The sequence below is a fragment of the Pseudoalteromonas piscicida genome (assembly GCF_002208135.1).
Taxonomy (GTDB): Bacteria; Pseudomonadota; Gammaproteobacteria; order Enterobacterales; family Alteromonadaceae; genus Pseudoalteromonas; species Pseudoalteromonas piscicida_A.
The window spans coordinates 524,196-548,439 of sequence record NZ_CP021647.1 but is presented as its reverse complement, the minus strand read 5'-3'; the positions used below and the strand labels follow the sequence as shown (position 1 = coordinate 548,439).

20 protein-coding genes are annotated in these 24,244 nt (G+C 43.4%); 4 read left to right on the top strand and 16 right to left on the bottom strand.

The features are described 5' to 3' along the window. Positions 1 to 2: 2 nt before the first annotated feature. The 11 genes from B1L02_RS20875 to B1L02_RS20825 form a co-directional block, all read right to left on the bottom strand. On the bottom strand, positions 3 to 311 hold the full coding sequence (locus tag B1L02_RS20875; protein ID WP_088532686.1) for a cupin domain-containing protein: 309 nt from the start codon (positions 309 to 311) through the stop codon (positions 3 to 5). A gap of 297 nt (positions 312 to 608) precedes the next feature. Continuing rightward, positions 609 to 992, bottom strand: a complete 384-nt coding sequence (locus B1L02_RS20870; RefSeq protein ID WP_088532685.1) for a VOC family protein — start codon at positions 990 to 992, stop codon at positions 609 to 611. A 101-nt stretch (positions 993 to 1,093) separates the two neighbouring features. Then, positions 1,094 to 1,795 carry a TorF family putative porin gene (locus B1L02_RS20865; protein WP_088532684.1) on the bottom strand — a complete coding sequence of 234 codons (702 nt, stop codon included), beginning with the start codon at positions 1,793 to 1,795 and terminating at the stop codon, positions 1,094 to 1,096. 12 nt (positions 1,796 to 1,807) lie between these two features. Next, entirely contained in the window at positions 1,808 to 3,025 is a 1,218-nt protein-coding gene (locus tag B1L02_RS20860) for a choline transporter (protein WP_088532683.1), read from the bottom strand. Positions 3,026 to 3,176: 151 nt separating this feature from the next. Next, the gene (gene betA, locus B1L02_RS20855) at positions 3,177 to 4,844 is read right to left on the bottom strand and encodes a choline dehydrogenase (protein ID WP_174694589.1); all 1,668 of its coding nucleotides are present in this window, start codon (positions 4,842 to 4,844) and stop codon (positions 3,177 to 3,179) included. Between the two features lie 9 nt (positions 4,845 to 4,853). Then, positions 4,854 to 6,317 carry a betaine-aldehyde dehydrogenase gene (gene betB, locus B1L02_RS20850; RefSeq protein WP_088532681.1) on the bottom strand — a complete coding sequence of 488 codons (1,464 nt, stop codon included), beginning with the start codon at positions 6,315 to 6,317 and terminating at the stop codon, positions 4,854 to 4,856. 1 nt (position 6,318) lies between these two features. Next, positions 6,319 to 6,909, bottom strand: coding sequence for a transcriptional regulator BetI (gene betI, locus B1L02_RS20845; protein WP_088532680.1), 591 nt, complete (start codon positions 6,907 to 6,909; stop codon positions 6,319 to 6,321). 299 nt (positions 6,910 to 7,208) lie between these two features. Then, a complete protein-coding gene (locus tag B1L02_RS20840; RefSeq protein WP_088532679.1) occupies positions 7,209 to 8,060 on the bottom strand; it encodes a substrate-binding periplasmic protein in 852 nt (283 codons plus the stop codon). Positions 8,061 to 8,249: 189 nt separating this feature from the next. Further along, a complete protein-coding gene (locus B1L02_RS20835) occupies positions 8,250 to 8,486 on the bottom strand; it encodes a helix-turn-helix transcriptional regulator (protein WP_088532678.1) in 237 nt (78 codons plus the stop codon). Further along, positions 8,479 to 8,979, bottom strand: coding sequence for a hypothetical protein (locus B1L02_RS20830; RefSeq protein ID WP_088532677.1), 501 nt, complete (start codon positions 8,977 to 8,979; stop codon positions 8,479 to 8,481). Before B1L02_RS20830 ends, B1L02_RS20835 begins: the two co-directional genes overlap by 8 nt. Before the next feature lie 304 nt (positions 8,980 to 9,283). After that, entirely contained in the window at positions 9,284 to 10,195 is a 912-nt protein-coding gene (locus tag B1L02_RS20825) for a GlxA family transcriptional regulator (protein WP_088532676.1), read from the bottom strand. 103 nt (positions 10,196 to 10,298) lie between these two features. Here B1L02_RS20825 and B1L02_RS20820 point away from each other — a divergent pair, with 103 nt between their 5' ends. After that, the gene (locus B1L02_RS20820) at positions 10,299 to 10,814 is read left to right on the top strand and encodes a cysteine hydrolase family protein (protein WP_088532675.1); all 516 of its coding nucleotides are present in this window, start codon (positions 10,299 to 10,301) and stop codon (positions 10,812 to 10,814) included. Positions 10,815 to 11,310: 496 nt separating this feature from the next. Here B1L02_RS20820 and B1L02_RS20815 read toward each other — a convergent pair whose 3' ends face one another. Further along, positions 11,311 to 13,488, bottom strand: a complete 2,178-nt coding sequence (locus B1L02_RS20815) for a malate synthase G (protein ID WP_088532674.1) — start codon at positions 13,486 to 13,488, stop codon at positions 11,311 to 11,313. A 247-nt stretch (positions 13,489 to 13,735) separates the two neighbouring features. Between B1L02_RS20815 and B1L02_RS20810 the strand changes: the two genes are divergently transcribed. Both B1L02_RS20810 and B1L02_RS20805 read left to right on the top strand, forming a co-directional pair. Next, positions 13,736 to 15,340, top strand: a complete 1,605-nt coding sequence (locus tag B1L02_RS20810) for an isocitrate lyase (RefSeq protein WP_088532673.1) — start codon at positions 13,736 to 13,738, stop codon at positions 15,338 to 15,340. A gap of 488 nt (positions 15,341 to 15,828) precedes the next feature. Next, complete coding sequence (locus B1L02_RS20805) at positions 15,829 to 17,877, top strand: ATP-binding protein (protein WP_088532672.1); 2,049 nt, start codon at positions 15,829 to 15,831, stop codon at positions 17,875 to 17,877. A gap of 50 nt (positions 17,878 to 17,927) precedes the next feature. On the opposite strand, the gene B1L02_RS20800 is transcribed toward B1L02_RS20805, so the two are convergent. After that, on the bottom strand, positions 17,928 to 20,471 hold the full coding sequence (locus B1L02_RS20800; protein WP_088532671.1) for a TonB-dependent receptor plug domain-containing protein: 2,544 nt from the start codon (positions 20,469 to 20,471) through the stop codon (positions 17,928 to 17,930). 358 nt (positions 20,472 to 20,829) lie between these two features. Between B1L02_RS20800 and B1L02_RS20795 the strand changes: the two genes are divergently transcribed. After that, positions 20,830 to 21,315 (top strand): hypothetical protein, encoded by a 486-nt coding sequence (locus B1L02_RS20795; protein WP_088532670.1) that lies wholly within the window; start codon positions 20,830 to 20,832, stop codon positions 21,313 to 21,315. A gap of 67 nt (positions 21,316 to 21,382) precedes the next feature. Here the strand turns inward: B1L02_RS20795 and rmuC are convergent, their stop codons facing one another. From rmuC to B1L02_RS20780, 3 genes are all read right to left on the bottom strand, one after another. Beyond that, positions 21,383 to 22,864 (bottom strand): DNA recombination protein RmuC, encoded by a 1,482-nt coding sequence (gene rmuC / locus B1L02_RS20790; protein ID WP_088532669.1) that lies wholly within the window; start codon positions 22,862 to 22,864, stop codon positions 21,383 to 21,385. A 62-nt stretch (positions 22,865 to 22,926) separates the two neighbouring features. Beyond that, the gene (locus B1L02_RS20785; protein ID WP_088532668.1) at positions 22,927 to 23,613 is read right to left on the bottom strand and encodes a response regulator; all 687 of its coding nucleotides are present in this window, start codon (positions 23,611 to 23,613) and stop codon (positions 22,927 to 22,929) included. Between the two features lie 5 nt (positions 23,614 to 23,618). Continuing rightward, positions 23,619 to 23,822 (bottom strand): hypothetical protein, encoded by a 204-nt coding sequence (locus B1L02_RS20780; RefSeq protein ID WP_010376203.1) that lies wholly within the window; start codon positions 23,820 to 23,822, stop codon positions 23,619 to 23,621. Positions 23,823 to 24,244 lie beyond the last annotated feature (422 nt).

Genomic DNA, 24,244 nt, shown 5'->3' with positions numbered 1-24,244 from the left:
AGTTAATAAAAGATGGCGAGCCATATAGTTGGCTCAGAAGTGTCTGTATAACTTACTTTATGCTTTTGGTGTGCGGGAATATTAAGACTATCACCCGCCTTTAAGGTTACTATTTTACCGTCCTCAAAAGTCAACTCACCACAGCCCTTTAATACCAGTACCCATTCATTTTCATCTTGGTCATAATATCCAGAGCTTGGCGAGGTATGCCCGTTTGATACTATCCGTTCAATACGAATATTTGGATGAGACAGCACCGTTTCAAAAATTTCTTCGGTTACATCAGCTGGAATATCTTTTAGAAAGTTCATAAGCTTGAAACTAGGGTCTAGCAATTAGTCAAGGATAGAGAAATAATTTGCCGCAACAGCACATCCGTTTATCTGGTAACGGCAAATTGGGAGAATGGTACAACTTGATCTGTAGAAATGTTCAATACGTCGTTCTCAATCTTTCAAAACAATCCATCAGGCGATTGGTGAAAAATCCCCTAACTTAAGCGACTCCACTCGGACTTCTTACCCAGTTGTACAGTCACCATTAAAGTTACACAATTTAACAATGTTTGTAAAACAAAATTTAACATTAAATAAACAAGAATGAATTTACTAACATCCTTTAAGTTCTACACGCCAAGGAGGAGTCAGTCGATTTTCACCTGCCCAGTACAATTTGATCTTGTTCCCTGCAGGGTCAAACAGTATGGCTTCTCGCCACAGATAGCGCTGCTCTGTCGGAAGTTGCTCAAATACGATACCCTGGGCCTCAAGCTCAGTGACCCACTCATCTAACTGTTCATGCTCGAAGTAAATAACCGCACCATTATTGATGGGAGGCGTTTCTAACGACAAGGAGAAGGTTGCATTACCTTCAGGGCATTCAAATCGAGCATAGTGCGGTGTATCAACAATTTGAGTAAAGCCTAGCGTTCGATAGAATTGACAAGCTGCATCCATATCATCAACGGGCAGGGTAACTTGGTTAAGATTCATAATCATCATCCTTATAACAATACTGAATCATTGTGCCTTGTAGGCAAAAAAATACCAGCCTAGGTTTGGCTGGTATTACAATCATCACATCTTAATACGAGTTACAAATCAAATGTTCTCGACACAGAAAGTACGATACGTTCATCCGCCGTATCCCAATCTAAGCTCGTATTTTCAGCCGCCACTTCAATATCAAAGCCTTTAAATGCCGTTTGGTAAGCAAGGCGATAGTGATTGTAAGATTTATCGTTACCATCCCATGTATATTTATCGCCATCCAATGAATTGGAGATATCAAAGCTTGCTCGTAGTGCATGACCTTCGGCAATTTCAACAGTATGCGCTACCATCGCAATAGTGTGACCCGCTTCGGTACCGAAATAATCCCAGCTGTACCAAAAATTAAACTCAGTTTGGCCAAACTCACTCGCGTAACCAAACTTAGTATAGATCTCTGGATAATTACCGTCACTTGAGTTGTCACCACCATGATAAGAATAGTAAGCAATACCATAGTCAAGGCTCCAGCTTTGGTTCAGTTCAACATAACGACCAACATAGAAATCCCACTCTAAATCGGTGTCACCACCAAAATCGACATTAGACGCCCAGCTCCCAGCATATATGCCATTAGCAAAGGCTTTATCGATGCTGCCTTGCAGGGCAGGGTCGTCCTGCGTTTGACTCACACCGTTAAAGGTATAATCAGATGCCCCCGTAAGCGTTGCAGACCAGTCAGCCGCCGCATAGTTAGACGCCAGTACAAGTGGGAGTGCGAAAAGTGTTTTCTTTAAAGTTGTCATGTAGTTGTATCCCTAGTTTACTGATTCAATTTTGCTAAAGTCGATAAGGTTGTCTTTTGGCGAGCTATCAATCTTGCTCACGGTTTTGTACTTGCTATAAGCGATGTAACCAAAACACGAGAAGAACAAGCCTATGACTAACGCACCAACCCATTGGATCTGTAAAAAGTTTAGTTTAAATAACAGCGTAAGCAGTGATAACGCCACGATATTAAATAAAATATAGTTTCTTTTTCCTAAACGGCTAACCGTGAGGTTAAGGTTGTCTGTATATAGGCGGATCAAAGAGTCGAGTGAGTTAATTACAAACACCACGCCAACAAAGACCATTGCAAAGTTTTTAATACCCGCAGTTGGGATCCCAGCCTCATGGTAGTGATAAAGCACACTAAACCAAGCTGCGATTGGAATAGACGGGAAAATCAACATCGCCGCTAGCACTTGATAAGTTTTCAAGCCACCAACAAAACGCGATGTGAATTGCCCAATCATGATGCTCCACGCGAACCACCAAAACAGATAAAATTCGTGATAGTCATTAAGTGGCAACACAAACTGATCAATATTGGCAAAATATCCACCGATCAACGCCAAGTTAGTGGTATAGCTCGACATAGCACTGTCACCAAAGACAAACGCAGATGCCCACATAAAGGCGATTAAACCGATAAAGACCCAAGTCGTTGTAATGCTTAAAAAGCGCACGTACTTCAGGCTAGTGCTTGAATAAACAGCAAAAGCAATCGCCGCAAACACAACCAGATAGAAACTAGGAATAATCGACTCACCGTCACCTAAACTGGGTAAATACCAAGGCAAATTAGACAACAATAAGAATGCGGTAAACGCACAAGTGCCGATAATAACCAGATTATTAATGAATTTAACCCAAGGAATTTCAAAGAATTTCACTTTGGGCTCTATTACGCAGAAATAAAAGCACGTAAGAAAGTAAAACCCCCAGATTAAAAACCCCCAAAAACCAAACTCTATGGCCAGCGGATTAGTAAATGCATACTCTGGGCTTGCTTTTATGTCTGCGTAACCCGCAAACTCCGTAAGCGGAAACATGATCAGGCCAACATCTAGGCCAGAAGTAAATAAGATTGCAATAAAAGTGAACGTTTTAACCGGTGTAACACCAACGCACTGTAAATTCCCCCACTTCAATAAGATAAAGGCAATTGCCAATAGAGTGAAAATGATGCCTGCACTAAGCCATACTGTCATTGTCACCCTCCCAAAATTGATAGAAGTAACTCATTTTTTCTCCGTTGTTTTTATTTACATTATTCCCGCATTAACGCAGTGCAAACGATTTGCACTGCGTGCCACTGCAGGTCTCATATGGGGCACGAACTTTCCCATACGAGTGGCGAAACTAGATCTCCGAACTACGTTGAACCTGTTGCCAGTTTTGTGTCATAGCAACGTTTGCTCCCTCAGCGGCAAGTGGCGAATTGCCTAAAATCATATCCGCTGCTTTTTCTGCGACCATAATAGTCGGCGCATTGAGGTTGCCATTTGGAATGGTTGGGAAGATAGATGAATCCACAACGCGTAGCCCCTTTACACCGTGCACACGGGTTTGCGAGTCTACAACCGCCATTTCATCCTCTCCCATTTTGCATGAACAAGAAGGGTGATAAGCACTTTCTACCGCTTGACGTACAAAGGCATCAATTTCTTCATCGGTTTGGATATGCTCACCTGGTTGGATCTCGCTCTGTCTAAAGTCATCAAACGCACTTTGCTCAATGATTTCACGAGTCAACCTGACACAAGCTCTAAAGCCTTCAATGTCTTCTTGTTCAGCTAGGTAATTAAACTGTATTTTAGGCGCCACCGTTGGATCTGCTGACTTAATCGTTACTTCACCACGGCTCTTTGGTTTATTGTGGCCGACATGAACTTGGAACCCATGACCATCAAAGGCACTTTTACCATCGTAGCGAATGGCCGCAGGTAAAAAGTGGTACTGAAGATCTGGCCACTCAACGCCCGCTTTCGAACGAATAAAGGCACAAGATTCAAAGTGATTGGTCGCGCCAAGACCTGACTTATCAAGCAACCATCTTGCACCGATCAAACCTTTAGAAATTAACCCCAACTTGCCATTCAAGGTGATGGGCTGCTTACACTTGTATTGGAAATAAAACTCCAAGTGATCTTGAAGGTTTTTGCCAACCCCAGGTAAATGATGTTTCACTTCAACGCCCGCCGCGTTTAAAGCCTCTGTATCACCAATGCCAGATAACTGTAATAAATGTGGTGAACCAACTGAGCCTGCACTCAGAATCACTTCCTTCGCTGCATTCGCTTTTTTCAGGCTCCCTTTCACACTGTACTCAACGCCTGTCGTGGTTTTGCCATCTAATAGTACTTTTTGTACCAAGGCACCCGTGACTATGGTGAGGTTACTGCGATGTTTAATGGGGTCTAAATAGGCTCGGCTAGAAGAGCAACGTTTACCACCTTTTACGGTCATATGCATTGGCCCAAAGCCTTCTTGCTGCTCACCGTTATAGTCTTTGGTAAACGCATAACCCGCTTGCTCACCGGCGCTAATAAACGCACGATAGAGCGGGTTTGCCATTTCATTACCATTATTGGTGCCAAGTGGACCTTGCTCACCACGGTACTCGTCGCCACCTAAATACCAAGATTCAGCGCGCTTGAAGTAAGGCAAACAAGACTGATAATCCCAACCTTGTGCACCACTGTCTTGCCACTCGTCAAAGTCTTTAGCATGACCTCGAACGTACACCATGCCATTGATTGACGATGAACCACCAAGTACCTTGCCGCGAGGGCAATGCATAACGCGATTGTCTAAGTGCGGCTCGGGCTCAGTATGGAACTGCCAGGCGTATTTATCGGTATTCATTGGAATAGACAGCGCAGTTGGCATCTGAATAAAAATACTCTTATCACTACCACCGGTTTCGAGTAGTAGCACTTTGTGTGCAGGATTTTCCGATAGGCGGTTTGCAAGCACACAACCTGCAGAACCTGCACCTACAATAATATAATCAAAATCAGTCATCATACTCCTCAATTAAAATGGACTTTCAATATCGCTCATACCAACATACACAGACTTAGTCTGGGTATATTGATCTAGCGTCTCGATGCCATTTTCGCGGCCAATGCCCGATTGCTTATAGCCTCCAACAGGCATTTCAGCGGGTGAATTACCATAACTATTGATCCAACAAATACCAGCCTCTAGCTGGTGGATGACACGGTGAGCACGCTGAATATCTTTACTAAACACACCTGCAGCCAAACCTAAGTGGGTGTTGTTTGCACGCTGAATGACTTCTTCTTCGTCATCGAATACCAATATCGACATCACTGGGCCAAAGATCTCTTCTTTCACTATGGTCATGTCATCATGACAGTCGATAAATACGGTCGGTGCGACAAAGTAGCCGTTTGGCGCCGTTTCAGGGCTAAGTGCCTCACCACCGGTCAGTACGGTTGCGCCTTCAGCTTTACCTTTTGCAATGTAATCCATCACCAGTGTGTGATGCTGCTTTGAGATTAGGGCGCCAAGATTTACGTTTGGATCGAGCGGATCGCCCGCGATGATATTTTGTTCGGTTCGCTGCTTTAACTCAGCCAAAAAGGCGTCGTAAACCTTACGCTGTACAAATACGCGTGTGCAGTTGGTACACACTTCACCTTGAGTGTAGAAGTTGCCCAACATCGCGGCACTTATGGCTTGAGAGATATCAGCGTCTTCAAAGACGATAAGTGGTGATTTGCCGCCTAGCTCCATCGTCACTTCTTTTAAATTGCTTGCTGCACTTTGCATTACTTTTTTGCCAGTACCCACTTCACCGGTGAACGATACTTTTTCAATATCAGGGCTGGTAGTAAGCCATTGGCCCACCTCAGCGGCACCTTGTACCACATTGAATACGCCCGCTGGGACACCGGCTTCAATAAAGATTTCGGCCAGCTTAATCGCGCCTAGTGGTGTTTCTTCCGATGGCTTAAAAATGAGGGCGTTACCAGCGGCAAGTGCAGGGCCTGATTTCCAACACGCAATTTGCAGTGGATAATTCCACGCGCCAATGCCAGCACAAATCCCCAGGGGTTCTTTACGGGTATAGAAAAAGTCCCCTCCCACAGGCTGCTGAGTGCCAACTTGAGCGGGAGCCAACCCTGCAAAATATTCAATCACATCAGCGCCTGTTTGTATGTCTACACATTCCGCCTCTTGCCAAGGTTTGCCTGTATCTAACACTTCAATCTTGGCAAGCTCATCGTTACGCTCGCGTAGCAGAGATACTGCTTTATGTAAAACACGACTACGCTCAATTGGCGCCATCGCTGACCATAACGCAAAGCCCGCTTTGGCACTTTCAATCGCAGCTTGCTGAACATGACTGTCAGCAACCTCTACCTCGTAGATCACTTCATCCGTTGCTGGATTTTTTACTGCAAACTTTTCGCCTGAGTGATTTGCCAAGAACTGGCCATGAATAAAATTTTGATATACAGGGACTGTCACATTATCCTCCAAACTGCTTAATAAGTGATTGAATGTAGCGTTTTGCGAGCGTTTCACTGTGATGAAACGCATGATGGTCAGCTTTGCTTAATACGGCTCTAAGCCAGAGCCCATCAATCATACCGGCGGCAAGCTCAGCCGCTTCTTTTGCTTGTGCTCGCGACATAAAAGCAGCAAACGAAGTCGCTAAGTTACTCTGCAAACGGCGGCTGTTAACGCGCTGCAGTCGGTGTAGCTCGTCATCGTGCATAGACTGCGCCCAGAAGCTCAACCAAGTACGCGTCGTATTTGACTGCTGCTGCACCATGGCAAAGTTAGCTTCGACGATATACATGAGTCGCTGCTCAGCACTACAACCTTCACAGGTCTTATCTAACAAACTGTATTTCAAGTTATTTAATAGATAGCGCACGGTTGCTTCAATCAAGCCTTGCTTACCACCAAAATAGTGACTGATGATCCCCGATGAAAGACCGGCTCTTTTACTGATACTATTAATCGTGGTTGCTTGTAATCCTAACTCAGCAACTGACTCTAAAGTGGCGTCAATTAGCTGCTGACGACGAACAGGTTCCATTCCGACTTTTGGCATAGCTTTTTATTAATTGACCGTTCAATTAAAATAAATACTAGGGTGATAAGGATGAGACTTCAAGGTTGACTTTTTGTAAAAAGCCAAATTTTTGACGTTTGTACCTAGGTTAATCCCATGATAGCTAAGAGGTTTTAAAGGATTACAAAAAACCTTAAAAAATTTTAAAAAATCTGAGATTTTGCAGGTATTTGCGATAATTTACCGTTTTGATGTGACAATTTGACTAAGTTTGGTTTGGCTATAAAACAATCAAAATCGAATCAAATGAGGGAACTGAGTAAGACTAAACATCCTTGCTAGTTAGGATTTGAAAGCGGTAACGGTTGGTAACTAGGAAACCTATCTGGGACAGTTGAAACCCCAAAAGAAGCGTTTGACTGATAACTCGCCACTAACAATTCAATCTTAGGTTTAAGCGCTACAATCGCCTCATCAATTTTACTTTTTAGCCTCGCACTAAAAACCTTTTTACGTAACAAAAAGTGTACTTGGTTATCATGCACCACATAAGGCCAAGCCTGCGCAGCATCAAGACCTCGCTCTTTGATAAAATAGTTTCCCGTGATCATATCATCCACAATAAAATCAACGCGCGCTTTCATTAACATTTCAACCCGCCGCTGCGCACTGGCAATACTCACAAACTGATCTTTATAGCGGGGATCTTGTTTAAGCTTACCAAGCTCCTCTCCATAGTAAGATCCAATGCTTAACCCTATGGTTTTCGATTGCTTTAGTAATGAAGCCAAATCAGGGAGCCCTGTAGGAGGTGATAAAGAAAATAATCGCATACGTTCAAAACGGTAGGGCAGAGAGAAATCTCCGTATGCTTCTCTCTCTTTAGTATAGCTGACCATAACAGCTACATCGATCACCCCTTTTGACATTTCTTCAAAAGTACGAGCGCTGGAAGGGAGGCGAATATACGTGGTACACACAGCAACATGCTGAAACACCATCTCAGCAATGTCTACGTCTAACCCCCAAGGGCCAAGCTTATCAAATACAGTTAATGGCGGCCAATCAGCAACAACGCCGATATTCACCGTTTTACTGCATTCGCTTGCACTGGCAGGGGCAGTTACCAAGCCCCACACCAATATAGCCGTGCCAATCAAGTTAATCATTGATACGTACTGCTTAACCATGACACCTCGTGAGTAAGTCTGTGACAATCGGCCTTATAGAATGACGACTCAGTTCATTACAAAGGCACTATCTTTAGTAGTAACAATATATTTACCTAAAGCCTAGATTACAATGCCTAATTATTAAACTATTTAAATCAAAAAACGCATCTATGCTCACAGGAACAAAAAAGCGTGACGTAAACCCCTTTACATCACGTTTGTTTTGGCACCTAATGGCTGATATTCGAATACCTCTTCAACAGAGACATTAAATACATGCGCTATTTTGAATGCCACTTCAAGCGAAGGTGAGTACTTTGCAGCCTCGATGGCCATAATCGTTTGTCTCGTGACACCCACTCGCTCAGCAAGCTCTTTTTGTGTCATTTCACCGCTCATAAAGCGTAGCATTCTGATTTTGTTTTTTATGGGTAAATCAGCCATACACAGCTCCCAAACGGGCTTTGACTAGCTGCGTTCCATAACCCACCAATTCAGCTAGTAAGAATGCAATCACTAAAATATGAAGTGGTGCAAACGGTAATTCAAACGGCAGCGCTTGCGGCCAATTTTGCGCTTCAGCAGAATACTGGAAAATAGAGATACACACACCAACTTGCAACACCCAGTAAGCAGGTTTGCACCCTGATAGCGCAATCAACTTTTCACGCTCATCTAACGGCTTATCCATATCTTTATCGCTAACAAAGCTCAGTAGTAGCTGGCCTGCAATCGATGTCACGATAGAAATAACAATCACCTTGAGCAACAATCCTGATACCCAGCTCGGATCTTGACGTAACTGCTCTGTAGCCGCAGTTATTTCGCCTAAATAAAAATACAAGATATAACCTGTTACCAAAAACTCTATCGCAATCGTTAAGTCACGGAAACTCAACGAGTCTAAAAACGCTTTAATCTTATTGCTGCTTTCCATGTTACCCTCACTTTACTCAAGGTTAAGTATTTTTTACATTGAAAGCGTAAACTTTGACCAATTACAAGTCAAATATTTTTTACTCTAAGTCAAGTTTTAATAACTAACCTGAATTCGGGATGAGAAGTTAGTTATTAAACTAAAATACCTAAGCTCAAAAGTGTAATATCACTCTAGCCAGAAGTTATTTCTTAATACAAGGCAAATTTGTGCGTCAATAGCTGGCCTATTGCAAGCAAATTTAACGCGGTAGTAAGGGATAACAGCTGCTAGAGAACAAGTTGTTATCCCAGGTTCAGGTTAACTAGAAACGTTTTCGAAACTCGTTTGGCGTTAAGCCCATACACTTATTAAACACCTTACGGCAGGCTGTCGTATCCTCGTATCCTACCTGGTGCGCAATCCAATCAAATGGCTTGCTCGTGCTTTCTAATAAATCACACATTTTCTGCACTCGAAACCGTTGTAGATATTGATTTGGATTGAGTCCGAGCACCTTAACAAAACGTCGCTGTAAGGTTCTTTGGGTAAGTAGGGCGATATCAGCCAGTTCTGTAATTGAAATATTGTGACCATAATGGGTGTTAATGTATTGCTGAGCGTGCAGCACAGCATCATCGCCATGTTGAAAGTTTGGCTGAAATTGATGATAGTAGCTTTGCTCCCTTGGGGCTGTATCCACCACTAGCGTTTTACCTAACTTACGCATGACTAAATGACTGCTATATTTTTTGACTAGCTCTAATCCTAGATCAAGCCAAGACATCATGCCGCCAGCCGACATAATATCATTGTGATCGATTAAAATTTTACGCGTATCGGTAGGCTGGTTAGGAAAGCGCTGTTTAAATGCTTCACTCAACCCCCAATGCGTGGTAAGCAAGCGCTGATGACTTAGCCCTGACGCTGCCAATATAAATGTTCCCGCACAGGCAGAGGCGATAACTGCACCTTGTTGGTGCTGCTGAGTTAACCACGCAAGTAATTGAGGTTCAGGTTTAAGGTAATAATCAGAACTAACACTCGGCGGCAATAACACAATATTGTAATCCCCCTTTACAGCACTACTGAAGGTAACAACATGGGTTGTAAAGCGGGTACTCTGTGACTCTTCGATACAAATTCTATCTGCCAGAGAAAACAACTCTTCTAGACCATATACAGCTGATTTCATCGCATGAGGATAGTGACAAATCGCCACTTTGATTGGTTTCATCTACATTGTCGAATTTGAACTCAAAAATGTCATTTTAGACACTCCAGTCAAAGTTACAACTCCAGCACAATACCTCTGAAAATTAACTAACGAGGTAAAAGAAATGAACAACAGCGCACTATTGGTTATCGATATTCAAAATGACTACTTTCCTGGAGGGCTTTTCCCGTTATGGAATACCGAAAATACACTGGCAAACATCAATACAGCTATCAAAAAAGCAGCAGAACAAAACATGGAGATCATTTATGTCCAGCACATAGCCAATCCAGAGCAAGGAAAAGCGCCATTTTTTAATGCCGACACTAGCGGTGTCGAGCTTCATAATGACCTACACCAAGCGCAAGAAAACGGCCACCATATCGTAAAGTCCTATGCCGACAGCTTTGAGCAAACCTCCTTAAACGATTTGCTCCAATCTAAAGGTATCGACACTTTATATATCTGCGGCATGATGACACAAAACTGTGTAACCCATACCGCGCTATCGAAATCGGCGGAGCAGTACAATGTCTACATTCTCAGTGATTGCTGCACTACCCTAGATGAAATGATCCACAAAATTGCACTCAACGGTGTTTCAACACGAATTCCGTTAGTCACCTCATCGCAAATGTAGCCTATTAGAAGCTCGTCGTGATAAATCACGACCTACAAATCCAGCGTAGGTCGAGTTTTACCTCGACACATATCTCAACAAAAATCTCGACAAGAATCTTAACAACCCACGATAAAAATCTCATCGTGATAAATCACGACCTACAAATCCAACGTAGGTCGAGTTTTACCTCGACACATATCTCAACAAAAATCTCGACAAGAATCTTAACAACCCACGACAAAAATCTCATCGTGATAAATCACGACCTACAAATCCAACGTAGGTCGAGTTTTACCTCGACACATATCTCAACAAAAATCTCGACAAGAATCTTAACAACCCACGACAAAAAATCTCATCGTGATAAATCACGACCTACAAATCCAGCGTAGGTCGAGGTTTACCTCGACACATATCTCAACAAATATTTCGACGAGCAGCTCGGCACAAGCATAAAAACCAAAAAGGCTGGATTAACCAGCCTTGATTTGAGTGACATCGAAATGAAAAGGGACTAATCAGCCTGCTGCTTATAGGCTTGTCGATAGGCGTGAAGCAGCGGCTCGGTGTAACCATTGGGTTGTACTCGGCCTTCAAATACCAAAGATAACGCCGCTTTATAGGCGAGGTTTTCACTAAGCGGTTTATGGTCATTGAGCATTGGTTGGTAGAGGCTGTCGCCTTCGTTTTGACCATCTACCACAGCAGCCATACGCCTAAAGGTTTTTTCTACTTGCTCTTCGCTACAAATACCATGATATAACCAGTTAGCGATATGCTGACTTGAAATCCTAAGCGTTGCTCTGTCTTCCATTAATCCAACGTGATTGATATCAGGCACTTTTGAACAGCCTACGCCTTGGTCTATCCAGCGCACCACGTAGCCTAAAATGCCCTGCGCGTTATTGTCTAATTCGGCTTGGATATCCTCCGCAGACAAATCGTTTTCTAACATCAAAGGCGGCGTAAGTAAGTTATCAAGTGATGCCTGCTGACGTGTTTTTATCTCAAGTTGGCGTGCAAACACATCTACATAGTGATAGTGCATCGCATGGAGCGTTGCTGCGGTAGGAGAGGGCACCCATGCAGTATTAGCACCAGACTCCGGATGGCCTTGTTTTTGCTCCATCATCAGCGCCATTTTATCTGGCATTGGCCACATTCCTTTACCTATTTGTGCCTTTTTCCGAAAACCGGTTTTAAGGCCAATATCCACATTTTGGTCTTCATAAGCCGCTATCCAAGACTGTCCTTTAATAGCCACTTTGGGCAATACAGGGCCTGCTAACATCGAAGTGTGAATTTCATCGCCCGTTCTATCTAAAAACCCGGTATTAATAAATACTACACGCTGCTTAGCGGCGGCAATACAGGCTTTTAAGTTTACCGAAGTACGGCGCTCTTCATCCATAATCCCCATTTTAATGGTATTTTTGGGTAACGAGAGCAGCGCTTCAACTCGGCTAAATAGGGTATCAGTGAAAGCGACTTCTTCAGGGCCGTGCATCTTCGGCTTCACGATATTGATACTTGCTGCCGTCGAGTTTTTAAACGGACTATTGCCTTGTAAATCATGCAGCGCAGCCGTGCTTGTCATGATGGCATCTAAGATCCCTTCGAACTGCTCGTTTCCTTCTGCATCCAGTACCGCTGGCGTTGTCATTAGGTGGCCAACATTGCGCACAAACATCATAGAGCGACCTTTTAGTGTCATACGCTGGCCTTGTGTATCTACGTAACTTCGGTCGGCATTTAGCGTCCGAGTCAGCGACTGACCTGACTTTTCGAAGGTCTCACTCAAGCTCCCTTTCATCAAACCTAACCAATTTTGGTATACCAATACTTTGTCTTGTGCATCCACCGCCGCAACCGAGTCTTCACAATCCATGATAGTCGTAAGTGCAGCCTCAAGGACGACATCTTTGATCCCTGCTTTGTCTGCCTGTCCGATCGGATGGTGTGGATCAATTTGGATCTCAATATGCAGATCATGGTGGCGCAGCAATACCACGCTTGGATTTTGTGCCTCCCCCTGATAACCCACCAGCTGCTCAGGCTTTTGCAGTGCAACTTGGGTGCTGTCGTTGAGTGTAATCACTAAATTGCCGTCTAGAATCGCGTAGTTCGTACTTTCTATGTGAGAACCTTCTGCCAACGGCAGCGCTTTATCGAGAAACTGCCTAGCATAAGCCATGACTTTAAACCCACGATTCGGATTATAGGCTTGAGTACGCTCAGCACCATCCTCTTCGCCAAGAACATCCGTTCCATAGAGCGCATCATACAAGGAGCCCCAACGCGCATTAGCCGCATTAAGCGCAAACCTTGCGTTACTGACAGGCACCACTAACTGAGGACCGGCTGCGCTCGCAATTTCAGGCTCCACATGCTCGGTTTCGATGGCAAAATCTTCAGGCTCAGGCTGCAAATAACCGATAGATTCAAGAAATGTCCGATATTCTGCAGATTGCCAATCAGGATGAGAGAGGTGGTAATCGTCAATTTGCTGTTGCAGGGTATCGCGTTTGTTGAGTAACGCTTGGTTTTGCTTCCCAAGTTCCGAAAAAATATCCGCTACGCCTTGCCAAAATTGATTGACCGCGATCCCCGTACCGGGAAGTAGAGATTGCTCAACAAACTGCGCCAGTGGAGTCGCAATTTGGAAGCCTGAATGAGTGACATACTTGCTCATGGAGAGTCCTTGATTAACATTTTTTGAACGGGATAGGTCAAACATAAAACAATTTTTGGAAAAACGAACCCCTTTTCCCATTCACAAAAAATATACTCGCAATAATAACTATAAATTTAAAAAATCTAATTTATCGGCCTAGTGTTTAATTAAGCCCGCAGCCAACCACTCTCACACCGGTTGGTTTCGTGTAACAAACAACCAGAATTTAATTTGATTTATAGTACCCGTTCAAAGGAAGCTAATTATGTCTCAGTATCAAACTCAGTTAGATCATTTCTCTAGTCTATGCCAAAGCCAAGGAAAAACTTGGCAGTCTATCAGTCCTGAGTATGCCAGCCGTATGCACCTACAAAACCGTTTTAAAACCGGTTTGGACATTGCAAAATACACGGCTAAGGTGATGCGTGAAGACATGGCAGCGTACGACGCAGATAGCAGCCAATACACGCAATCGCTTGGTTGTTGGCACGGTTTTACCGCGCAGCAAATGATGATGGCCGTAAAACGTCACAATAAAACCACAAAACGCTCATACGTTTACCTAAGTGGCTGGATGGTTGCGGCGCTACGCTCAGAGTTTGGCCCACTACCTGACCAAAGTATGCATGAAAAAACTGCGGTTCCTGCTTTGATTGAAGAGATCTACACCTTCCTCAAGCAAGCCGATGCACGAGAGCTAGATCATCTCTACAAAGATCTTGATGCAGCAAGAGCAAAAGGCCAAGATACAACAGAGATCCTTAACAAAATCGACAACTTCGAAACCCATGTAGTGCCTATCATTGCTGATATTGATGCTGGTTTTGGTAACGAAGAAGCAACCTACCTATTAGCTAAACAAATGATTGAAGCGGGTGCTTGTGCAATTCAAATCGAAAACCAAGTATCGGATGCAAAACAGTGTGGCCACCAAGCGGGTAAAGTAACGGTTCCCCATGAAGACTTTTTAGCTAAGATTAACGCTGTACGATACGCATTCCTTGAACTTGGCGTTGAAGATGGCGTTATCGTCGCACGCACTGACTCATTGGGTGCAAGTTTGACGCAAAAAGTGCCAGTATCAAAAGCGCCGGGCGACCTTGCGAGTCAATACACCAGTTATTTAGACACCACGCCAGTGACCTCGGCCGCTGACTTACAAGAAGGTGAGATGGCAATTAAATTGGGTGGCGAACTGCAAAAGCCAGTTCGCTTAGACAACGGTTTATACCAATTCAGAGCGGGCACAGAAAAAGACCGTGTGGTACTAGACTGTGTAACCAGTCTTCAATCAGGCGCAGATCTATTATGGATTGAAACCGAAAAGCCAAATATCGAGCAAATTGCCGAGCTAGTTAACCGAGTTCGTGAACAGGTGCCTAACGCTAAGCTTGTGTACAACAACTCGCCATCGTTCAACTGGACATTAAAATTCCGTGAACAGGTATACCAACAATGGCAGGAGCAAGGTAAAGACTTATCGGCATACCCAAATCCAAGCGCGGATGCAAAAGTGTTGATGGCGCCTGAGTTAGACGCAACCGAATTGGCAACAGAAGCCGATCTACTAGTGCAAAACTTCCAGCGTGACTCGGCAAGAGAAGCAGGTATTTTCCACCACCTTATTACACTGCCAACTTACCATACAGCAGCGCTCAGCACTGATATTCTGGCTGAAGGCTATTTCGGTGACGCGGGTATGCTTGCCTATGTACGCGATGTGCAACGACAGGAAATCCGTCGCGAACAAGCATCAGTTAGACACCAAGACTTGGCGGGCTCTAATATCGGTGACACGCACAAAGAGTATTTCTCTGGTGAGAACGCACTCAAAGCAGGCGGTGAAGCCAACACTATGAACCAGTTCTAAACTCTCGATTTAGATAACGACCTATATAGTTCCTTAATCAGCAAGGGCCGTCAGGCCCTTTTATCTATTGTGGATCAGGTTTTTACTAGCCACTGATAACTTAGATCACGTATTTACCAACGTCAGTTATTCAGATCATATTTTTACTAACCTAGACCTATTTGAGATCAGACTTTTATTAACTCAACACCAAACGATCCCGATCTTTTCAGTAAAGATCTAAGATCCTGACAAAAAAGAGCGCATTTGTGACTTTTTTCACTTTCACAAACCAAAATTTTACTAACTAAACCAGCGACAGGTCACATTTTTACTAACTTACTTAGTAAAATTTTGTTCTGAGTTTATTTTGAATAAAAATCAAAATATGACTAACCATAGATTTATCAGCACTTCTTTTTGCTGTAAACCCCCTTTACACTTTCCATATTTACCCCACTTTTCCATGTAAAACTATAAAACTGATTACAGTACATTGAAGTTGATACATGACCCCCATTAAGAACTTAATAAAAGCAGTCGCACTGCTTACAGCGATGCATTGTCAGGCCGGGAACACAGTTATCAAGGAAATCGAAGATCTGGAAAAGGCAGGCAAATATAACGAAGCCTTAGTTAAAATTGAAACGGCCAGCGTCAGTGAAGAAGAGGAAACGAGATATCAAGCGATTTATTTGCAGGCCATGATTTATCGAAAACAAGACTTGTACGAAAAATCGATATCTACGCTTAGCTATATCGAAAAGCAGTTTTTCCTTACCGAAGCGCGCAAGTATGAAGTATACAGAGAGATAGGCATTAACTATCGTAACTTAAGCCAGCTTGAGCAGGCCGAGTCTTTTTACTTAAAAGCGCTCTCTTCAGCCGAAGCAATGAACAAATCAAATTTAGTTGCACAAACCTATAATAATTTAGGTGTTGTTGCCGACCATAGAAATTTGCTTGCGCAATCTATGCAATACCACTTAAAAGCCTATGAACTGCTAAAAGGAACTGATCAGTACGAAAAGCAAGGGGCTAACTTTTATAATCTCGGTGATATTTCTGTGCGGATGGGAGATGAAGAAAATGCTGAGTACTTCTTCCAACAAGCTCTCGCTGCAGATAAAGCTTCAAAGGAATTACGCAACGTCGCCGGCACAGCGCTTCGCTTGGGAGAGCTGAAGTTCAAGAATGGTAAAACGGACGAAGCTTTAGCGCAAACAAAAGAGGCCATTGAATTTCTAAAAGAACTCAATGCTAGGGTTTCACTCGCTAGGGCATATCGTAACTCCGCACTGATCCATATAGCTAAGGCTAACTTAGACAGTGCCCTGTCGGATGCACAAGCAGGCATTGAGTATGCCACTCAAACCAGTTCAACACTGCAACAATTTTACGCCTATCTGACGGAGTTAGAAGTTAGGCTAAAACGCAAAGAATTAGCCGAAGCAAAAACACTACTGACAAAGCTGGATGCCCTAACCGAAATTGAAACGGCAGAGCTGCTGCTCGAAAAATATCACCGCCTTAAAGCGATAACGCTAGCTGCACATCATGAATACGCCCAAGCCTATCAATTTATGAAGTCAACTTCAGAGCTGCAGACTAGACTTCATAAAGTGTTACTAGAAAAACAAGTTAGTACCTATAAAGCCAGTATTGACGCGCTTATTCAATCTCAACAACTAGAGCAGGCCCGCTCTGCACAAGCCATAACCGAGGTTAACTTACAAAATGCCAAGCTATCCACACAAATGTGGGTAACCGCAGCAATCTCGACCTTTTTAGCTGGATTATTTCTAGTCGGATTTTTTGTCGTCAAACATAGAAATGCGGCGCTAAAAGCAAAAATGTATCAATTGAATATTGAGCATAAAGATAAAATGCTGGCCGATATTTCCCACGAGTTACGCACGCCACTCAGTGTCTTAAAACTCCATATAGAAGCGATGGAACACAATCTTATTGATGACAGCACAATTGCATATGCCAAGATCAACAACAAGATAAATCAGCTCAATGAATTGATCTCAAACGTGTATCAATTGTCTCAAGCAGATCATGACGCACTTGTGATCCATCCTCAGCAGTATGGCGCGAAAACGGTTATCCAAAGCTATGTGTACGATATTGAAAGACTGGTAACGAGTGATCAGCTGCAATTTATTGCCGACATTCACGTCGATGATATGAGTATTTACATTGATAAACCAAAGCTAGATAGAGTTATCGATAATCTTGCTAAGAATGCATGTTTATATACAGATAAACCCGGCAAGGTAAGGTTTAAAGCCGTGGTCAATAAACAAGGACTATTTCTACAAGTAGAAGATAGCTCACCAGGCGTATCTGAGGCCGAGCAGAACAAACTGTTTGAACGCTTGTACCGTGTCGAGGCATCGAGAAGTCGTGCGACAGGAGGCTCAGGTCTTGGTTTATCTATTTGTAAGAGCTTGATTGAAGCGATGAATGGAAAAATCACAGTGAAGTCAGGGAAGTATGGCGGTTTATGTATCCAGATAAACTTACCTCACGCGGTAGAGGTATCAGCGTAAAGCACAAAAAGGCCAAGCATCTGCTTGGCCTTTCCTCTTTCTAAGCTAGCTTAGAAGCGGTAGCTGATATTGCCATATACAAAGCGACCATCGGTGTTATATGCCGAAAACGCAGAGTAGGGGAAGATCTGGTTAAACGTTGTATAACCAATATTACTAACAGTATCTTGTGGATACTGATCAAATAGATTGTTAGCGCCTACAGCAAACTTCCAGTTGTTACCTAGGTTATAAGCCACTTCTAAATCAGTGATCCATTTAGCGTCTAATACTTCATCGCCTTCTACTGCGCTCGAAGAGTCCACCGTTTCACCATAGCGTGTGGCACGTAATGTCGTCTGCCAATCGCCAAATTGCCAAATTGCAGCTAAGTTCCATTTGTCTTTTGGTGTCCCATCTTCAAATCGTGCAATTTCACGACGAGCAAAATACTCATAGCTGTCACCTAGGGCTTCAAGCTCAGCAGGGTTTGCCTTTACATGTGTCACTTCCGTGTCATTGATGTTTACTGCGGCGCTTAAACGCAGATTACCGTAGTCGGCAAGATCAAAACTGTACGTTGCTACGATATCCACACCTTGAGTACGCGAGTCGATAGCATTAGTGAAATACCTTACACTTTGCGTATTGAGCTCACCCGCTAGCTGCAAAATATTAATGACCTCAGGACCACCCAAGTTCTCAGAAAGTACGATGCGATCGTTGATGTCAATTCGATAAGCATCCACCGTAAATGAGAACGCGTCTAGTGTATAGACAAAGCCCGCCGTCATATTAACTGACTCTTCCGGTTCAAGCTCCCTCGCACCCAGCGCTTTTGCAGCTGGCGTATCAACAGGGAAATGACCAACTTCACTCGGTACGCCATTTTCAAATACCGTAGCAATTGACTTATAGGACGTTTGAGCCAATGAAGGCGCTCTAAAACCTGTGCTTACTGCACCACGTAGTGAAAAGTTATCCGACACCACGTAGCGCGATGCCAGTTTACTGGTGAAGGTGCTGCCAAAATCACTGTAATCTTCAAAACGACCCGCCAAAACGACATTCCAGTCCTGCGTTAAGTAGGTATCAAACTCTGCGAATAAAGCGATATTGTGACGAGACTCATCGACAGCACTTGCTGGTGAGAAACCAGCGAGTACCTGCGCACCGCCGGCCGCAACGGGATTACCTTCTGCATCCAGCACGGTCAGGTAAGACGCTTCTTCACCTACTTCAATTTCATAGGTTTCACGGCGATATTCTGCACCAATCGTGAAAAATACATCATCCGGTAAGCCTAAATCCAATGCCGTTTTAGCATCAGCATTCACAAGCCACTGTGAATAAACTAAAGCACCGTTATTAAACTCAGTCGGGCTTGTTACACCCATCGAAGTATTCAAACTATTTACGACACCCAAAGCGAAGTCATTCACACCATAGTTTGTACTGATATCGTAATCCCACTCACCTCGAGTGCCTTTAACACCAACCGCAAACGAGTAATCATCTACATCGCTGACGATTTGAGGCAAGAAACCATCTGGATATACCGCAGTTAAGTTGCGGCTGTCATTTGCACGGCGATAGAAACCACCGGAGTTACCTTCACGTGTTGAGTAGCTACCAAATGAATAAAGTTCGGTTTCCGCATCTAGGTTGTAACCCGCATTATAAAATAGTGCAAAGTCTTCCACTTCAGCTTTACCAAAACGGTGGTTGTAGCGATCGAATGAAAACTCTCTTGAGTCAAGTTGACCATTTTCATCACGAGCATATTGCTCTCTTGGATCAAAGCCTGAACGATTAGTCGGTTTTTTATCTCTATATTCGGCAGACAGATTAATAAAACCTTCATTACCTAAAGCAAAACCGATGTTGGCACCAATTGTTGTGGTACCACCGTCGTTACGCTTACGGTCATCTCCAAGCACAAAGTCCAAATCGCCCGCATCGTTTGCACGGGTTTCTAATAAGTCAGGGACACCTGCCATCTGCGTATCGTGTTCACCATAGGTCACACTAATACTGCCGCCTTCTTCTGCATCTTTAAGCACGATATTAATAACGCCAGCAATGGCATCTGAGCCGTATTGAGCAGCAGCGCCATCACGCAATACTTCTACACGTTTAATCGCGGCAGCCGGGATCGTATTTAAATCAACCGCGGTTGAACCACGACCAACGGTACCGTTTAAATTCAACAATGCGCCAGCATGACGACGTTTACCGTTTACTAGCACTAAGGTGTGGTCTGGTGCTAAACCTCTAAGTACTGCCGGACGAGCATGATCGGTACCATCCGCGAGTGTCGAGTTAGGGAAGTTAAAACTTGGCACGAGTGTCGTCAGTACTTGGCTCAGCTCTAGCTGACCAGTACTTTGCATATCATCTAAAGAAATAACATCAACTGGTACCGTACTTTCGGCAACACTACGAAGGCTTCTTCGCGTACCTGTGATCTCGATGACTTCAACACTATCTTTGGCTTCAGTGTTGTTACTTTCGGCTTGCGCGTGAATTGAAATTGTTGAAAGAAGCGCGGTACCAATAGCCAACGAGATTGGCTTGCGAACAGCGTTTTCCAGCTTGTTATTAATAATTTGCATAGTTTGTCCCGTGAATATGTTGAATGCAGAGTCTGTAAAAGACCGATTATTACTTAATTTAGTCACCATGAAGATAAATCAAGACTGAATAAAAGACCCAAGTGAATGACACAAAAAGCGGTACGTTCACATTCAACCTACGACTAAAATGTTGGTACTTACTTATTCAATAGCAACCTAAGATTAAGCAATCGCTCATAAGAAAAGACGCGGATTTTAGAATTATTCTTTCATCGATAATAAAGAATTTTTTAATCTACCTTATACCTCACTCAGGCACTGGTCTGATGTTTACCCGCTCCATCTTTACTCCATATTGCAACGCTTAAATACCAGCATGCAGAAACGGAGAGTACCAATGACACAACGGACGCTTAAACATGCTGAATGGTTGAAAATTGTTGAATCTAGAGCGAACCAGCAGCAACTTCAAATAAAGCCAAAAAATAAACTATCACCTGCTGTAATTTGGACTTTTGTACTAGCCACTATGATTTCACTGATTAGTGCATGGGCATTTGTTACCGAAACATCTGAGGCACCTACTCAGCAGCTTAGTAAAGAATCCCAAATGCGTATCAACCGCTACTTTACCAAACAGTATATGGTTGGAAGCTGGCAGTTCTCACATTTAAAAACCAGTAAAGATGACATCAATGTGTTTATCCGTATCCCGACTAAACTTGCATTAACGGGACAGGCACTCAAGGGGTATATCGAGCAGTCACTTTGCCCACCGGTCAGTAGCAATGTTTGGCGTGATGTCAATCAGTTTGCGCTTTATATGCACTTGTACTCGGATACGCCACGCCACAGCGACTATGCCAAATGCCAAGCACCTTAATCATTTCAGGTTAAATTCTTTTATCTTTCAGTTCAAAGGCCCGATGGGCCTTTTTGGATTTCAAGAGTTATTTCGAGCTATCGTGGTTAGCAAGCGAACTTACCGGCTCGAGCTCAAGTTTGGCTTTTTCTTCGAGTTCTTCGGGTAGCTCTTTGACAACGGCAACACCTAGCTCTTTAAATTCAGAGGCTTGCTTAATTAAATTACCTTTACCCATATACAACTGAGAAAACGCGCGCTCGTAGCTCTCTTTTGCTTTATCAAGCTGTTTGCCCACCCCTTCCATACTATGTAGGAAGCTATTGAGCTTGTTATAAAACTTCTCCGCTCGTAGCGCCAGCTCTCTGGTGTGTTTGCTTTGCTCTTCAAAGCGCCATAGTTGTTTGACGATGTTAAGACTGGTCAATAGCGTTGTTGGCGTTGCCACTAATACATTGTTTTGTAAAGCGTCCTGATAAAGCGTTGGCTTATGCTTAACCGCCTCAACAAATGCAGATTCCACAGGGATAAACATGATGACCACCTCAGGGGAGTTAAGACCTGGTAAGCGCTCATAAGATTTACTACCCAACTCTTTGATCCGTGCAGTGATGGCTTCGGTGTGTGCCACAATGGCTTGATTCGCTTCACTATCGGTTGTGGCATTAATATACCGTGTATAGGCATTCAATGAGGTTTTAGCGTCAATAACAAGGTGGCGAGATTGCGGTAAGTAAACCACGACGTCAGGGCGAAACTTGCCTTCGTCGGTATTAAAACTTACTTCTCGCTGATAGTCGTGCCCCGGACGTAGCCCAGCACTATCTAGCACATTTTCGAGCATGAGTTCGCCCCAGTTACCTTGTGCTTTCTTTTGCCCTTGTAACGCAGTGGTCAAACGATCGGCTTGCTCAGTCATGGCTTTATTGTTGGCTTGTAAGTGCAGCAATTCGGTTTTCAATGACGCCCGTTGCTTAAGCTCTTCACTATGAATAGCTTCCATTTTATCTCTAAAGCCCTTTAATTCACCTTGTACTGGCTGCAGCAACTGCTGGATTTTTTCTTTACTTTGGTGACTAAAACGCTCGCTTTTCTCATCAAATATTTGATTCGCGAGATTATGAAACTCTTCTTTCAACTGGACTTTAGCTTGCTCAAGCTGCGCGAGCTGCTGCTCAAAACTCAGTTGCTTTTGCTCCAGCAAGGTTTGCAGGTTGGCCATTTCAACTTCTAACTCATGAGCATGCACTTGAATTTCTTCCTTGGCATCGAGCTCTCGCTGCCACAGCTGCTGATATTCAGCGGCTTGCCGTTGACGCTCAGCTAATCTTGCTTGCAATTGCTGCTGTTGGCCATGACTTTGCAGTTGCTGTGTTCTTAATTGCTCAGCGAGTTGCTCAGCTTGGCTTAGTTGTGACCTAAGTGCTTGCTCGGAGGCGAGTTGAGTCTTGAGTTGATTTTTGAAAGTGCTGCGCATAACCCAAACAACGGGGAGTAGGGTAGCCGCACCGCCTGCAAATAGCGCAAGACTAAACCATGCAGGCGTATTGGAGAGCATTGACCAAAGCATATTGAGATCTCATCGGTTCTTCTACTTTGATAATACCTTAGATATAAATTTCAATCACTTAGTCATTCAGTGATCTGTTGACCATTGTAGCGATACCCGGCGCCATATACCGACTCTACAATTTTCGGAGATAAATCTAATCCTTTGATTTTCTTTCTGATATTTTTAATGTGGCTGTCGATTACGCGATCCGAAATATCAAAGTTATCCGGTTGAATATAATCAAGAATTTGCTGTCTTGAAAAGACACGGTTTGGCGCATCATATAAAAGCGCAAAGACATCAAACTCAACTTTGGTTAAGCCTAATGTACTGCCATTCAGCTTAACCGTTAATTCTTCGCGATTTACTTCGATAGGCTTTTGATACGCATTGGTGTTCACACAACGACGTAAGATCGCTTTCATGCGCATCACTAATTCAGCGGCGCTAAAAGGTTTACATACATAATCATCTGCACCGACTTCTAAGCCCTTTAAACGGTCTGCTTCTGCCACTTTGGCAGTCAGCATCACAATAGGTACTTCAGAAAACGCCCGAATTTGACGCAGACACTCTACGCCGTCTTGGTTCGGCAACATGATATCCATCAAGATTGCATTTGGTTGGTTTAACTTTACCCAAGGTACAACTTCGGCACCGTCTGCAATATGAAACATTTCAAAACCGGATGCTCTAAAAAACAACAGCACCTGCTCCGCAATATCTTGGTCGTCTTCGACGAGCAAAATTCTTGATGGGGTAGACATAGGATTTATTTACTCTTTGCTTTTAACTTTTTCAATTGTTGTCTAACTTGACGCTTTAATTTGTCTGAAAGCGTGTCATCGAACAGTAACATGGTAAGTATACTAGACAAGTCTTCTGAACTCGCAACTTCATTAAGTAGATCATAGTCAGATTCTGATTGTGTCTCAATAAAGTTTAAGTGTGAAATTGTCGCGTCGTAGCAAAGCATAAGGTTATCCTAATTGGTCTATGGCGTTTCTCCGTTATCGCTATTAAAGCGCGAGATTATGGAATAAAAATGGAGTGAGAGATGTTTTAGGGCCTGTTGACCTTTGCTGTTTGATTTTTGTTCTTCTGAGTGTGTTTTGATCGCGACGCTCGACTTGCCGCCTAGTAATCTAGGCAAAAGTTGAGCAACAATGAACAAAGCGCACTCAGGTGAACCCAAAGGGCAGCGCTTGATTGGCATTTCTACTATGTTATCGCCAGACTTACATAGAATGACTATGCTACGCAGGCTCTGCCTTGTATAAATACCAGTCAAACTGCTGCAAAAACAAACTTGAAAGATAAACAGGCCCTAGAGCCAGAAAAAAGAAAAGCCAACTTAATTAAGCTGGCTTATTACAATCAGTAACAAAGGGGGAAAAT

What these genes read in the sequence shown, in the direction of transcription:
- B1L02_RS20875 (WP_088532686.1), bottom strand. Translation starts at nt 311, where the DNA reads ATGAACTTTCTAAAAGATATTCCAGCTGATGTAACCGAAGAAATTTTT.
- B1L02_RS20870 (WP_088532685.1), bottom strand. Translation starts at nt 992, where the DNA reads ATGAATCTTAACCAAGTTACCCTGCCCGTTGATGATATGGATGCAGCT.
- B1L02_RS20865 (WP_088532684.1), bottom strand. Translation starts at nt 1,795, where the DNA reads ATGACAACTTTAAAGAAAACACTTTTCGCACTCCCACTTGTACTGGCG.
- B1L02_RS20860 (WP_088532683.1), bottom strand. Translation starts at nt 3,025, where the DNA reads ATGACAGTATGGCTTAGTGCAGGCATCATTTTCACTCTATTGGCAATT.
- betA (WP_174694589.1), bottom strand. Translation starts at nt 4,844, where the DNA reads ATGATGACTGATTTTGATTATATTATTGTAGGTGCAGGTTCTGCAGGT.
- betI (WP_088532680.1), bottom strand. Translation starts at nt 6,909, where the DNA reads ATGCCAAAAGTCGGAATGGAACCTGTTCGTCGTCAGCAGCTAATTGAC.
- B1L02_RS20840 (WP_088532679.1), bottom strand. Translation starts at nt 8,060, where the DNA reads ATGGTTAAGCAGTACGTATCAATGATTAACTTGATTGGCACGGCTATA.
- B1L02_RS20835 (WP_088532678.1), bottom strand. Translation starts at nt 8,486, where the DNA reads ATGGCTGATTTACCCATAAAAAACAAAATCAGAATGCTACGCTTTATG.
- B1L02_RS20830 (WP_088532677.1), bottom strand. Translation starts at nt 8,979, where the DNA reads ATGGAAAGCAGCAATAAGATTAAAGCGTTTTTAGACTCGTTGAGTTTC.
- B1L02_RS20825 (WP_088532676.1), bottom strand. Translation starts at nt 10,195, where the DNA reads ATGAAACCAATCAAAGTGGCGATTTGTCACTATCCTCATGCGATGAAA.
- B1L02_RS20820 (WP_088532675.1), top strand. Translation starts at nt 10,299, where the DNA reads ATGAACAACAGCGCACTATTGGTTATCGATATTCAAAATGACTACTTT.
- B1L02_RS20815 (WP_088532674.1), bottom strand. Translation starts at nt 13,488, where the DNA reads ATGAGCAAGTATGTCACTCATTCAGGCTTCCAAATTGCGACTCCACTG.
- B1L02_RS20810 (WP_088532673.1), top strand. Translation starts at nt 13,736, where the DNA reads ATGTCTCAGTATCAAACTCAGTTAGATCATTTCTCTAGTCTATGCCAA.
- B1L02_RS20805 (WP_088532672.1), top strand. Translation starts at nt 15,829, where the DNA reads ATGACCCCCATTAAGAACTTAATAAAAGCAGTCGCACTGCTTACAGCG.
- B1L02_RS20800 (WP_088532671.1), bottom strand. Translation starts at nt 20,471, where the DNA reads ATGCAAATTATTAATAACAAGCTGGAAAACGCTGTTCGCAAGCCAATC.
- B1L02_RS20795 (WP_088532670.1), top strand. Translation starts at nt 20,830, where the DNA reads ATGACACAACGGACGCTTAAACATGCTGAATGGTTGAAAATTGTTGAA.
- rmuC (WP_088532669.1), bottom strand. Translation starts at nt 22,864, where the DNA reads ATGCTTTGGTCAATGCTCTCCAATACGCCTGCATGGTTTAGTCTTGCG.
- B1L02_RS20785 (WP_088532668.1), bottom strand. Translation starts at nt 23,613, where the DNA reads ATGTCTACCCCATCAAGAATTTTGCTCGTCGAAGACGACCAAGATATT.
- B1L02_RS20780 (WP_010376203.1), bottom strand. Translation starts at nt 23,822, where the DNA reads ATGCTTTGCTACGACGCGACAATTTCACACTTAAACTTTATTGAGACA.